The organism is Guptibacillus hwajinpoensis (assembly GCF_020524165.1).
Classification (GTDB): domain Bacteria; phylum Bacillota; class Bacilli; order Bacillales; family Guptibacillaceae; genus Guptibacillus; species Guptibacillus hwajinpoensis_D.
The window spans coordinates 173,544-185,438 of sequence record NZ_JAIVKU010000003.1; the positions used below are offsets into that span (position 1 = coordinate 173,544).

The following is an 11,895-nucleotide window of genomic DNA, read 5'->3' on the forward strand; positions in this document are numbered from 1 at the left end:
ACGTCGTTATAGAAAAATAATTAGTGACTTTTTCATCATTTTTCGACGGAAAAATTGCGATGAAAGCGAACTAGTGATAATGTGGTATAGGTCAGTGCATGAAAGCGTTAACATAAAGGAGTAGAGAGAATGAACATCTTAGAATGGCTAGAGAAAATTAACGGCGTTCTGTGGGGAGCACCAAGTCTAATTTTGTTATTTGGAACAGGTGTCTTTCTCACATTGGTTTTAAAAGGACTGCAGTTTCGGAAACTCGGGTATGCATTTAAATTAGCATTCTCAAAAGAAAAAGAAGAGGACAGCAGTGCTGAAGGTGATGTTAGTAATTATAAAGCGTTGATGACAGCCCTTGCAGCAACGATCGGAAACGGGAATATTGCAGGTGTTGCGACGGCCATTACGATCGGAGGACCAGGAGCCATCTTCTGGATGTGGGTAGTTGGCCTTGTCGGTATGGCAACCAAATATGGTGAAGCCTTGCTTGCCATGAAATACCGTGTAAAAAATGATAACGGTGAATATGCAGGTGGGCCAATGTATTATGTTGAAAAGGGACTCGGTCCAAAATGGAAGTGGCTCGCGATCTCGTTCGCGTTATTTGGCGCCATCGCTTCACTTGGCATCGGGAATAGTGTTCAATCGAATACGATTGCAAGCGTCGTTGATGAAAGTTTTCACATTGATGGTTGGGTAACAGGGGTTATTCTTGCCGCGCTTACGGCTCTTATTATTTTCGGTGGTGTGAAACGGATTAGTTCTGTAGCAGGTTTCTTTGTTCCAATTATGGCAGTACTCTACATAGTAGGAGCGGTTATCATCATCATCCTAAACTTCGATGCGGTTATTCCAGCAATGAAGTTAATCTTTACGTATGCTTTCTCTCCTCTATCTGCTGTGGGAGGATTTTCTGGTGTGATCGTTATGGAAGCTGTGAAGTCGGGCGTTTCCAAGGGGATTTTCTCTAATGAAGCAGGCCTGGGTACAGCAGCGCTGATCGCAGGAAATGCGAAAGCGGACCATCCTGTCAAGCAAGCGCTCGTTGCCATGACAGGTACGTTTATCGTGACGATTATTGTTTGTACGATGACTGCGCTCGTTCTCCTCATTACTGGATTTTGGGATCCAACCGGTGGTGATCTATCAGGAGTGGTACATGATCCAAACCTTGAGGCCGGCGCTTTAACGACCGCTGCTTTTGGATCGAGTCTTGGGATAATTGGTGAATATATTGTCACGTTCTCTGTTATTTTCTTTGGCTTCTCAACCATTATTGGCTGGTACGTGTACGGATATAAATGCTTTGAATATCTTGTTGGTACAAAAGTAACAATTTATTATGGTGCAGTATATATCTTCGCATGCTTTGTTGGAACGGTTGCGAATTTAACAACCGTGTGGGCATTTGCAGACATGGCCAATGCTCTGATGATGATTCCAAACTTAATTGCGCTATTGTTGCTTTATAAAGTGATTAAAAGTGAAACAGACGATTACTTTAATCGTTATCTCGTTGAATTTGAAATGAAAAAAGCGAGTTAATCATCTTTTCTAGATCATTATGAAAAAGCCCAGCTGAAATTCAGCTGGGCTTTTCCTTATTCATCTGGCGTTATTTTCTTAGATGGCGCCGATTCATTTCCAAAGATGTTAACCGCTGTAACATAGTAGGAAGAGGTTGATGCATCTGGATCGGCAAAGCTCTTACGTTCAAGGTTTGATACACTCTCTATTTGCTTGTATATCCCGTACGCATCGGCTTTATAAATCCGATAACCTACCACGTTTTCATCACGAACAGCGTGCCAGGATAAAAAGTTGCCGCTAACACTGAGGTTACTCGGGGCATCGGGTACTTCATCAGGGTTTACTTCTTCCTTTTTATCAAGATTGTCTTCTTTTAACTCAGTAGAGACAACGAGCCTTTCTTCATGCGTCCCTTTTGACCGATTAAAGGTTCCGACACACGTAATGAGATTCAATGTGCGTGAATCGGTTGGTCCAAAAATTTTCTCGATGGGGGAGTCATTATATGGGTATCTTTCTTTACTTGTTACAACGAAAGTCATTGTTTCACCGTCTTCACCCGTTAAACTGATTTCATCACCTTTGGAAAGTTTTTCAAGATAAAAGAAAATGGCGGGTCCCGTTTTACTATCCACGTGCCCGGCAAGAACGGCATTTCCTATAGTACCTGGCTTAAAGCCTGGCTCAAACCAGCCCACTTTGTTGATGTCCTCTGGTACACCCATTTGTCCGTTTTCTAGGACGCCTACATTCTCGATCTCAGCTTTCACATCAATGGCCGGAATTTCTAATTGAACCGGTTCAATCCCTTCTTGAACGTCTTGAGACTCTTTTGCTTCTTTAATTTTTTTCTTTTGATCATCCAAAAGTAAGAATTCATCTGATAAAACATCCGGTTTCTCAATTTCTTCTATATCTATATTCGACTGTTTTTCTTCTGCGGTGTTCGTCGCCATTTCTTGCGCCGTTTCAGGTTCAACATAATTATTGTTATACCCAGCAAGAACAAGCCAGATAATGGCACCAACGACAAGCAACAAAATCTTCCTCATCTTCTTCACCTCTTTTATTCAATTTATCTTAATCAACCTTTACTGACAACGCTCTTACACAGCTAACGAAGTGAACTGAAAAATGGATCACTCATTAGCACGAAAAATGATAAGAAAAAAGATTGACCTATATTGAGTATCGGTGTACTATGTAACTAATACACCAATACAATAAGGGGAGTTGCAAAATGATGAATTGGAGTGGGCTGTTACGAAAAGAATTTCGTGTAACAAGAACCTTACTGCTGGGCGTTGTCACATTTGATTTACTTGTGATGATCGGTTTCTTTCTGGGATCAGCAAGATGGGAAGTTCCATATTTGACGGCTATTATTGGAGGCTTACTAACAGCGTTGCACGTTTTCTTTCTACCTCTCTACTTATTAATTAGTCTGAACACGGAAGGAAGAAACTTGAATCTATGGCTCCATAATCCGCAATCAGGAGCACGTTTACTTGGAGCAAAAATAATGAATGGGTTACTAGCCCTTCTCATTTCGATTGGACTTGTAAGTGGTTTAGCCTTACTAGCATACAACCTGGAGACGAGTGTTCTTGAGCTTCCAATCGAAAATGTATGGCTGTTTGGATTCTATTTTTTAACCGTTATTGTAACTGGATCCTTTTACATGGGAACATGGCTGACTTTCTATTGGACGCTTTATCAAGTATTGAAAACGTATATCGGAAGATGGGCAGTTCTTCTTGTCCTCATCCTCATCGGTTTTATAAGTTGGTTAGGTTCATGGTTTGATGGAACAAGAATTTCCGAAGTGTTAATTGACTGGGGATATGTCCAATTGCCCTCACCGTTGAATGCGGAAGTTAGTCAGCAGGAATTTGATTTAACCGTTTCAACCTTTCCGTTTCCGATTGGAAACGTGGTGTTCGACTTAATCACAATAGTCCTCATTTTCTTACTAACATGCTGGTTACTTGATCGAAAAGTGGAGGTGTAACGGATGGGAGAAGAATTTAATCCCTCTAAGCCGATTTACCTGCAGCTAGTGGATCGCATTAGCTGGGAAATTATTAAAGGGGAACGGAAAACAGGTGAAAAACTCCCTTCAGTAAGGGAAATGGCCATTCAATCAGGCGTCAATCCAAATACAGTATCGCGAACGTACAATGAACTGGAGAGGATGGAAATCGTGGAGACAAAGCGAGGGCAAGGAACGTTTGTAACCGAACAAAAAGAAAAACTGGTCGAACTTCGAGAACAGCTCAAGATTAACCACATCCAGAATTTCATTGAAGAAATGAAGCAGATGGGGTTTTCATCAGAAGATATGATTGAAGGTATTCGAACTTACGTTACGAACGAAAAGGGGAATCAATCATGATTACATTTGAGAACGTATCGAAACGGTATCTTACAAAACAAGCACTCAGTGACGTGAACGTATCCATTCCAGAAGGAAAAATCATTGGTCTTGTAGGATCAAATGGGAGCGGAAAATCCACGTTCATGAAAATGATCGCTGGCCTTGTTTCACCATCAGAAGGAAAAGTGATGATTGATCAGGAGTCGGTTTCTAGGCGAACAGCCAACAAAGTGGCTTTTCTTTCTGAGTTAGATGCTTATTATTCTTTCTTCTCAGTGAAAGAGACAATCCATTTCTTTGCGACGCAGTTTCAGGATTTCGATATCGAAAAAGCGCACGACATAATTGATTTTATGGATATAGACGTTAATCAAAAGGTAAAGCATTTATCAAAAGGAAATCGAGGAAGGTTGAAGATCGCCCTAACATTGGCAAGAGAGGTACCAATTATTTTGATGGATGAACCATTATCAGGTCTTGATCCGATGGTACGAGATTCGATTGTGAAAGGACTGCTTTCCTATATTGATCTAGAAAAGCAAACGGTAATCATTACGACACATGAAGTAACGGAAATCGAACCGCTACTCGAAACCGTTATTGCGATTCGGAATGGAAAGGTTCTCGCGCTTGAAGATGTTGAAACAATTCGTGAGCGAGATCGTATGAGAATAGTGGAGTGGTTAAAGAAGTTGTATCAAGAGGAGGCGTAACATGGCTGTAAAACCAATTGTTCAGATTCGAGACTTAACAAAAGTAATTGGAAAGAAAACCATCATTGATCAGCTTTCGTTCGATGTTTATCCGGGTGAAGTATTTGGGTTTCTAGGACCGAACGGAGCTGGGAAAACGACAACGATTCGGATGATGGTCGGGCTCATGAGAATGACGGAAGGCGAAGTTCTCATTGATGGAAGTAGTATTAAAACAGATTATGAAAATGCGATTGTAAAAGTAGGAGCCATTGTTGAAAATCCTGAAATGTACAAATTTCTAACTGGCTACCAAAACCTCGTGCATTATGCTCGTATGGTGAATGGCGTTTCTAAAGAACGAATTCAAGAAGTGATTCAACTCGTAGGGCTAAAAGGACGCATTCATGAAAAAGTGAAAGGATATTCTCTGGGAATGAGACAACGTCTTGGACTTGCGCAGGCACTGTTACACCGACCTAAGCTACTCATTCTAGACGAACCGACAAATGGCCTTGATCCCGCTGGCATTCGAGAAATTAGACAATATTTACGAACGCTTGCAAGAGAAGAAAACGTTGCGATTGTTGTTTCCAGTCATTTATTATCTGAAATTGAACTCATGTGTGATCGAATTGGCATTATTCAGTCTGGTAAAATGGTCGATGTTCAGCGGGTGAATGAATTTGTTAAGAATGATCAGGCCGTGATGGTTTCATTTGAAGTCGATCCATTGGAACACGCGGTTCACGCTGTTAAAGCAAATTTCCCTGATTGTGACATCGAACAGTCGGACCGTAAAGTAACGCTCAAAATCGAGCATGAGCTTATTCCAGAGGTAACCGCTGTTCTTGTAGAAAAAGGTATCCGCGTTTACGGTATTCAGTCCTCTGTGAAAACATTAGAAGATGTGTTTCTTGAAGTAACTGGAGGTGAGCAAGTTGTCTAGCATATTCCATTTAGTTCAAAATGAAAACATGAAAATTTATAGACGCATTGGAACGTGGGTGATGATGGGGCTGGTGGTGGCCGCCGTTCTTGTAGCAGCGATCTTCACCAATATGAATGCAAGTGATGAGACCACAAACTGGCGCACGGATGCTGAAAGTGCAATTCAACAGTCAGAAGAAACGCTAAAAAATTCAGAGGGAATGCCCAAAACCTTCAAAGATAGTCAGGAACGTTCGATTGCAGTTAACGAATATCGTTTGGATAATGATATTCCTCCTTTAGAAAGTGATTCGATTTGGAGCTTTATGGATAGTTCAACTGGCGTTGTGAGCTTAATTTCCATCTTTACGATCATTATCGGGGCTGGCGTGATTGCGAGTGAATATTCGTGGGGAACCATTAAGCTCCTGTTAATACGACCGGCTTCACGGACGAAAATTTTAGCCTCTAAATTTATTGCAACCCTATTATTTGCACTATTCTCTCTTGTCATCTTATACATTTCCTCTTTTATCATCGGTGGGTTATTCCTTGGTTTTAATGCCGTGGCTCAACCGTATCTCACCTATTCCGGTGGTGAAGTGTCCGAAACGAGTATGGCCGTTCATTATATCGTTGAATATGCGCTTGCCAGTGTGAATTTACTTATGATGGTGACGTTTGCGTTTATGCTATCTAGTATTTTCAGAAGTTCATCCCTCGCGATTGGACTGGCGATTTTCTTAATGTTTACAGGAAGTCAGCTTACGTTTATTTTAAGTCAATACGATTGGGTGAAATACATCCTATTTGCCAATACGGATTTGAGTGTATATTTTGATGGATCGCCGCTTATCGAAAGTATGACGCTCGGCTTCTCTTTAATCACCTTGCTCGTCTACTTTATTGTTTTCTTATTCTTATCATGGCTCCTGTTCACAAAACGAGATGTCGCTGCATAGAAAAAAGCCGGTCATTGGCCGGCTTTTTGTTTGGCTTTTTTTCGAAACCGATTCAGAATGAATAAACTCATGACAAGTAAGGGGGCAAGAATGGGTGATAGACCAATTAGGACAACAATGGTTCTGGAGAAGAAAGCTAGTAATCCATTTAGTGTCCTCATAAAGAGCTTTTTAGATTCGAGTACTAGATGAAAATCCTCATCACCAATGCCAGAAACTAGCTTTTGCTGCTCCATTGAAATCGTCACAGTAGAAAAATCACTTTGATTGTCGAGATAATTAATTTGTCCTTTCAACTGCTCAATTTCTTCCTGGACTCGGGAAAGCTCATTGGATATGGCTAACAGGTCATCTGTGTTCGTAGCTTCGATTAAGAACGCTTCAAGTCTTTGCTGAACCGCTTCCTTTGCTTGTAGTCTAGATGTAAGGTCAACGTAGTTTTCCGTCATGTCTGTTCCGATGATCGATTTTTGGGGCGTACCTTCTCCAAGTGTTTCAATTTCATGGAGATATCCGTTGAATTGAGGTTGCGGTATCCGAACCGCTATCGATCCAAAAAGAGCATTGTTTTCTGAAGTTAACCTTTCTTCAACGACGTATCCGCCGTACGTGCTAGTTAATTCTTTTATTTTTTCCGTTTTTTTCGCAACACTTTCTACCGTTAAGAAGAGATCTGCGTTAAAAATGACTTTACGTTCCTGTTGCAATGCAGGCACTTCAGGTTGCACCTCAGCAGATGAACTGTTTCCTCCTGATGAATCACTATCTTTATTCTGCTCGGTATGAACAGTAGACGTATTGCGATCACTACTTTCTAAGGAGTTTCTTCCTTCATTTGAATTGCATCCAACTAGTATAAGGATAGAAGTAAAGATCAGAAGAAGCCATCTTTTCATAGCTTAGCCCCCACTATAGTTATTTACACGATAGACGAGATGAGGACTGCTTAGGTTACAGTTTCCGTGATATGATAAAAGATAACTGACTCAAAAAAGGAGTTGCCTTTTGTGCTTTCAATCTTTGAAAATGCGAATGTTGTCGATTTAGTCATAACCACCTCAGTCATACTTGGTCTTTTTCTTATTCGATTTTTAATCAAATTATGGCTTACAAAAAGAGAAAACGAAGAGAACTACCCAAATGGAATCCGTCCGGCTTTTCTTTCATTTATCAATTGGACAACAGGTTACGCCATTCTGCTGTTTGTCTTACTTTACTTCTCTGATAACAGCTGGATGTTTAGCCCTTTATTTGCCATTGGAAAGGTAGAAATTTCTCTCTTTCTGATTTTAATTGCTCTATTCATTATTACGCTTGCGAATCGAATTTCAAAGATCGCAACGTCCTTTCTCATGCCTCCCGTTTATGATCGGTACAGTTTGGATACTGGATTACAATTCACGTTTAACCGAATTTTTCACTATACGTTAATGGTAGTAGCGGTCGTTATTAGTCTAACGACAGTAGGGATTGATCTTAGTGCGTTAACCGTTTTTGCAGGTGTTCTAGGTGTAGGAATTGGTTTTGGGATGCAGAACATCGCAAATAACTTTATTTCTGGGTTAATCATTTTATTTGAAAGGCCGATTAAAGTAGGTGATCGTGTCATTATTAACGACATTATTGGTGACATTGAAAAAATCAATATGCGAGCAACCATCATCCGCACGTTAGATAACGAACGAATTATTATGCCGAATTCCTACTTTATTGAAGAGCAGGTCGTCAATCATTCCTATGGCGATTCACGATTGCGATTGGTCTTACCGATTGGCGTGGCCTACGGATCGGATGTCGAGCTTGTTCGATCACTTCTTTTACAAGTAGCTGATGAAGAAAAGGAAAACTCGATGTATGTTCTTGAAACACCGCCGCCTTTTGTGAATTTCCTGGGATTTGGTGATTCATCATTAGATTTTCAACTGTTTATTTGGATTTCATCTCCCAAGGCAGCTGTAGAAACAAAAAGCAATTTAAACTTCCGCATCAATCGGATCCTTGCAGAAAACAATGTTGAAATTCCATTTCCACAGCGGGATTTACATGTACGAAGCTTAGATGAAAAAGTCATTCAGCAATTAACAAAGCGATAGCGGAAACTCACATCGTTTTCACATCATTCTTACAAATTTCTTCGTAGGTTGTTGTCCATAATAGGACTTGTAAGAACATACCTATGAAGGGAGAATGATGAAAATGAACAAATGGATGATTGGAGTCGCATCGGTTATGCTTGCGGGAGGAATTGCTGGGGCAAATGTCTATGCATCGGATGGCGAAACTGAAATAGACGAATCAGTAGTCGGGCAAAATCAGGAACTGGCAGGTTCAGGAGGTCATCATGGAAAAAGAGGGCACTTCGAAGACCATTCTGAAGATCGTGAGCTTCGTATGGCAACTGCTGAAAAGAAAGATCAACTCATTGATCTCTTGCTTGATCAGGATGCTTCAAGTGTAGATGGTGTGGATGAGCTTCAAAAAGAGCTTGCTGATCTAAATTCTCAATTGGATGCTCTAAAAGAAAAGGCCGAAGCTGCGCATGAAGAAAAAGAAGCGAAAATGCAAGAATGGAAAGATAGTGAGGAGCGCCCTGAGTTAACGGAAGAAGAAAAAGCCGCCAATGAAGAGGCTCATAAGGAAATGGAAGCGAACAGAGATCAGGCTAACGAACTAGTTAACCAAAAAAATGAAGTACTCGATCAGCTAATTGAAAAGCTTAGCTAGTTATCAAGAGAGATAGGGAACTTCCCTATCTCTTTTATTTGCGTCGCCACTACATAGACGGATTTACTGTGTGAGATGCGTAGGATAGAATATGAAGAAAGTATGGGTGGGCTAAGAATGGGGGGAAGAAATGCCACACGTTTTTGTGATCGATGATGAACAAAACATTCGTGATATTTTAGAAAAGTATCTAAAGAAAGAAGGATTTATGGTTTCAACCTTTCAGGATGGTGCTGAAGTGTTGTGTGCTCTTGAAACGACTGAACCGGACTTATTGGTCTTGGATATTATGATGCCCAATGTCGATGGTCTTGAACTGCTTCGAAGATTAAGAAAGCATTCTTTTATACCGGTCATCGTCGTCTCGGCAAGGGATGAAGAGCTAGATCGGATTCTGGGACTTGAACTTGGTGCGGATGATTATTTAACAAAACCATTTAGCCCACGTGAACTTGTTGTGCGGATTAAGAACCTATTTAAACGAATGAATCGATTAGAACATGGAGCGACTTCTTATGAAATCAATGTAAATAATATGCAGTTGAATAAGAAAAAGCGCCAAGTATTTATAGAAGATCAGGAACTTGTATTAACACCGAAAGAATACGACGTCCTTTCATTTCTTATTCAAAACCCTGGACAGCCATTTACAAGAGAAAAGTTAATCGAAACAATCTGGGGTTATCACTATGCAGGAGATGGAAGGCTGATTGATGATCTTGTGAAACGTTTACGTAAAAAGATGACTGGTGCAGATATGAAAATCGTTACGGTCTGGGGGTATGGATATAAAATCGATGAGGAAGGTTAAAATCGGGACAAAATTATTTCTTAGCTACGTTGCTTTAATTGCTGTCATTCTTCTCATTACGACGATTTCTTTTCGCTATTTGTTTCAAGAATATCTTATTCGTGAAACAAGAGATCAGCTCCAAAAAGAAGGGCTTCAAATTAGTCATATGCTTGAAGATCGAAATTGGAAAGGCAATCAGCCTCCGAATGGTTTACTGGATCACAGAAGAATTGAAATGGCGGGTAATCTCATTTCATCTCAGTTCATTATCTACAACGAGAATGACACGGCTATTTATTCAAATGTCGATGAAGAGGTTCAGCTCGATTATGAAGAAAATAAAGGAAAGCTATTTGTCACAGAGCAAGTGCCAATCAATGCCTCACGTAAGCAAATTGGCCGACTTGTCCTTTTTACAAAGGTAGAGAGTTTGGAAGGTTTTAATCGAATTATCGAGCAGGCACAGGCTGTCAGTCTCTTCGTTTCTGCGGCAGTTGCAGTACTCTTAGCTGCCTGGATGCAAAGAGGCATAACGGGACCGATTCGACTATTGGCAGATCACATGAAACGATTTAGTATGCGAAAGCCACACTCCCCACTGAAACTTAAATCAAAAGATGAAATTAATGATCTAGCACAAACATTCGAAGAACTAACGGATCAGCTACGAAAAAATGATTTCGATCAAAAAGAATTTCTTCAAAATGCCTCTCATGAACTCAAAACCCCATTGATGGCGATTCAAGGGAATGCGGAAGGAATTCTAGACGAAGTGATTGTCGGAGACGAAGTGGAGCATAGTCTCCAAGTCATTGTGAATGAAACGCAACGACTCAAGAAGATTGTGCAAGATATTTCTTATTTAACGAGGTTAGAAACGGTAGAAGAGTCTTTTACCTATGAAATAGTTGATATAAACCGCATCCTTCAAGAAGCGCTGACAGTTATAAAACCACTAGCCTATCAAAATCAATTAACGCTCGAGTATGAAGACGATTTTGAAATTCAAGTGAAGGTGGATGCAGATAAGATAAAACAAGCCTTCTTGAATATTCTCGGCAATGCCCTTCGATTTGCCTCATCCCTTATCGAAATTCGAATACAGAGTGCGGAAAACCAAATGACGATTGAGATTCAAGATGATGGGAATGGGTTTGGAGAGAATCCCGATCGTGTCTTTGATCGGTTTTATACTGGAGATCAATCTGGCTCCGGGATCGGTTTAGCCATCACAAAAACAATTGTAGAAAAGCATCATGGCAACATTTATGCCATTAATCATAAAAAGGGAGGAAGGGTAGTCATCACACTTCCTTTACCAACAAGATAAGTTAGTAGGGTTTATGTTCACTTAATTTCTGCAGAATTTCTTTGCTTTCTTTTTCGCTTAGAAGACCAAATTTTTGACAAAGCTGTGTGTAGGCAGCTAGCTTCTTAAGGCATATCGTTTTCTTCATCACACTCACCTTTCTTTCCTTAAGGAAACTTTTTTAGGTGTTAACAATATATGCTTAAACGAAGTGATTGTGATAGGTGTTTGTCTTAAAAGTTGAAATAAATTCTCGTCAATGTAACAATAGAGCTTGTGCAAAAACGATCGGTCATGTAAGATAGTGTTATCAATATTTAGTGGTTTGAAAATGTTTAGTACACTATATATGGAGTAAATCCTAAATAATTAAATAGTTGAGTATGCGGTGTCGTAAAACGACTTAAAAGGGAATCCGGTCTGAATCCGGAGCTGTCCCCGCAACTGTCGTGTGGACGAGGCAAAAATCCACTGGAGTCATTTCCGGGAAGGTTTGCCAAGGACGAAGCACAAGCCAGTAGACCTGCCGTGTACTCAAAAACGTTTCTATTCTTCGGGGATTGAGGGTGAGAGATGGCATTCGA

General features: G+C 40.4%; 13 protein-coding genes and 1 riboswitch. Of the genes, 10 read left to right on the forward strand and 3 right to left on the reverse strand.

The features are described from left to right. Nucleotides 1-129 precede the first annotated feature (129 nt). Nucleotides 130-1,539 carry an alanine/glycine:cation symporter family protein gene (locus tag LC090_RS04165; RefSeq protein WP_226655561.1) on the forward strand — a complete coding sequence of 470 codons (1,410 nt, stop codon included), beginning with the start codon at nucleotides 130-132 and terminating at the stop codon, nucleotides 1,537-1,539. 56 nt (nucleotides 1,540-1,595) lie between these two features. Here LC090_RS04165 and LC090_RS04170 read toward each other — a convergent pair whose 3' ends face one another. Continuing rightward, nucleotides 1,596-2,576, reverse strand: coding sequence for a class F sortase (locus tag LC090_RS04170; protein ID WP_226655562.1), 981 nt, complete (start codon nucleotides 2,574-2,576; stop codon nucleotides 1,596-1,598). A 188-nt stretch (nucleotides 2,577-2,764) separates the two neighbouring features. Between LC090_RS04170 and LC090_RS04175 the strand changes: the two genes are divergently transcribed. The 5 genes from LC090_RS04175 to LC090_RS04195 are packed head-to-tail and all read left to right on the forward strand — an operon-like array spanning nucleotide 2,765 to nucleotide 6,485. Further along, nucleotides 2,765-3,535, forward strand: a complete 771-nt coding sequence (locus LC090_RS04175) for a hypothetical protein (RefSeq protein ID WP_226655563.1) — start codon at nucleotides 2,765-2,767, stop codon at nucleotides 3,533-3,535. Between the two features lie 3 nt (nucleotides 3,536-3,538). After that, on the forward strand, nucleotides 3,539-3,919 hold the full coding sequence (locus tag LC090_RS04180) for a GntR family transcriptional regulator (RefSeq protein ID WP_226655566.1): 381 nt from the start codon (nucleotides 3,539-3,541) through the stop codon (nucleotides 3,917-3,919). Then, a complete protein-coding gene (locus tag LC090_RS04185) occupies nucleotides 3,916-4,614 on the forward strand; it encodes an ATP-binding cassette domain-containing protein (protein WP_226655569.1) in 699 nt (232 codons plus the stop codon). The genes LC090_RS04180 and LC090_RS04185 overlap by 4 nt, the downstream gene beginning before the upstream one ends. A 1-nt stretch (nucleotide 4,615) precedes the next feature. Beyond that, the gene (locus LC090_RS04190) at nucleotides 4,616-5,542 is read left to right on the forward strand and encodes an ABC transporter ATP-binding protein (RefSeq protein WP_226655571.1); all 927 of its coding nucleotides are present in this window, start codon (nucleotides 4,616-4,618) and stop codon (nucleotides 5,540-5,542) included. After that, nucleotides 5,526-6,485, forward strand: a complete 960-nt coding sequence (locus LC090_RS04195; protein WP_369522715.1) for an ABC transporter permease — start codon at nucleotides 5,526-5,528, stop codon at nucleotides 6,483-6,485. Before LC090_RS04190 ends, LC090_RS04195 begins: the two co-directional genes overlap by 17 nt. An 11-nt stretch (nucleotides 6,486-6,496) precedes the next feature. Here the strand turns inward: LC090_RS04195 and LC090_RS04200 are convergent, their stop codons facing one another. Next, nucleotides 6,497-7,381 carry a DUF4349 domain-containing protein gene (locus tag LC090_RS04200; protein ID WP_226655577.1) on the reverse strand — a complete coding sequence of 295 codons (885 nt, stop codon included), beginning with the start codon at nucleotides 7,379-7,381 and terminating at the stop codon, nucleotides 6,497-6,499. Nucleotides 7,382-7,492: 111 nt separating this feature from the next. On the opposite strand from LC090_RS04200, the gene LC090_RS04205 reads away from it, so the two are divergent. The 4 genes from LC090_RS04205 (at nucleotide 7,493) to LC090_RS04220 (ending at nucleotide 11,332) form a co-directional block, all read left to right on the forward strand. After that, nucleotides 7,493-8,578, forward strand: coding sequence for a mechanosensitive ion channel family protein (locus tag LC090_RS04205; RefSeq protein WP_226655579.1), 1,086 nt, complete (start codon nucleotides 7,493-7,495; stop codon nucleotides 8,576-8,578). Between the two features lie 103 nt (nucleotides 8,579-8,681). Further along, on the forward strand, nucleotides 8,682-9,209 hold the full coding sequence (locus tag LC090_RS04210) for a hypothetical protein (protein ID WP_226655582.1): 528 nt from the start codon (nucleotides 8,682-8,684) through the stop codon (nucleotides 9,207-9,209). Between the two features lie 130 nt (nucleotides 9,210-9,339). After that, nucleotides 9,340-10,020, forward strand: a complete 681-nt coding sequence (locus LC090_RS04215; protein ID WP_226655584.1) for a response regulator transcription factor — start codon at nucleotides 9,340-9,342, stop codon at nucleotides 10,018-10,020. Beyond that, complete coding sequence (locus LC090_RS04220) at nucleotides 10,007-11,332, forward strand: sensor histidine kinase (protein WP_226655586.1); 1,326 nt, start codon at nucleotides 10,007-10,009, stop codon at nucleotides 11,330-11,332. The genes LC090_RS04215 and LC090_RS04220 overlap by 14 nt, the downstream gene beginning before the upstream one ends. 1 nt (nucleotide 11,333) lies before the next feature. Here LC090_RS04220 and LC090_RS21865 read toward each other — a convergent pair whose 3' ends face one another. After that, nucleotides 11,334-11,459 carry a hypothetical protein gene (locus tag LC090_RS21865; RefSeq protein ID WP_255647966.1) on the reverse strand — a complete coding sequence of 42 codons (126 nt, stop codon included), beginning with the start codon at nucleotides 11,457-11,459 and terminating at the stop codon, nucleotides 11,334-11,336. A gap of 221 nt (nucleotides 11,460-11,680) precedes the next feature. Then, a riboswitch (cobalamin riboswitch) is annotated at nucleotides 11,681-11,856 on the forward strand. The last annotated feature ends 39 nt before the right edge of the window (nucleotides 11,857-11,895 follow it).

Coding starts and splice junctions, on each gene's coding strand:
- LC090_RS04165 (WP_226655561.1), top strand. CDS start 130: ATGAACATCTTAGAATGGCTAGAGAAAATTAACGGCGTTCTGTGGGGA.
- LC090_RS04170 (WP_226655562.1), bottom strand. CDS start 2,576: ATGAGGAAGATTTTGTTGCTTGTCGTTGGTGCCATTATCTGGCTTGTT.
- LC090_RS04175 (WP_226655563.1), top strand. CDS start 2,765: ATGATGAATTGGAGTGGGCTGTTACGAAAAGAATTTCGTGTAACAAGA.
- LC090_RS04180 (WP_226655566.1), top strand. CDS start 3,539: ATGGGAGAAGAATTTAATCCCTCTAAGCCGATTTACCTGCAGCTAGTG.
- LC090_RS04185 (WP_226655569.1), top strand. CDS start 3,916: ATGATTACATTTGAGAACGTATCGAAACGGTATCTTACAAAACAAGCA.
- LC090_RS04190 (WP_226655571.1), top strand. CDS start 4,616: ATGGCTGTAAAACCAATTGTTCAGATTCGAGACTTAACAAAAGTAATT.
- LC090_RS04200 (WP_226655577.1), bottom strand. CDS start 7,381: ATGAAAAGATGGCTTCTTCTGATCTTTACTTCTATCCTTATACTAGTT.
- LC090_RS04210 (WP_226655582.1), top strand. CDS start 8,682: ATGAACAAATGGATGATTGGAGTCGCATCGGTTATGCTTGCGGGAGGA.
- LC090_RS04215 (WP_226655584.1), top strand. CDS start 9,340: ATGCCACACGTTTTTGTGATCGATGATGAACAAAACATTCGTGATATT.
- LC090_RS04220 (WP_226655586.1), top strand. CDS start 10,007: ATGAGGAAGGTTAAAATCGGGACAAAATTATTTCTTAGCTACGTTGCT.
- LC090_RS21865 (WP_255647966.1), bottom strand. CDS start 11,459: ATGAAGAAAACGATATGCCTTAAGAAGCTAGCTGCCTACACACAGCTT.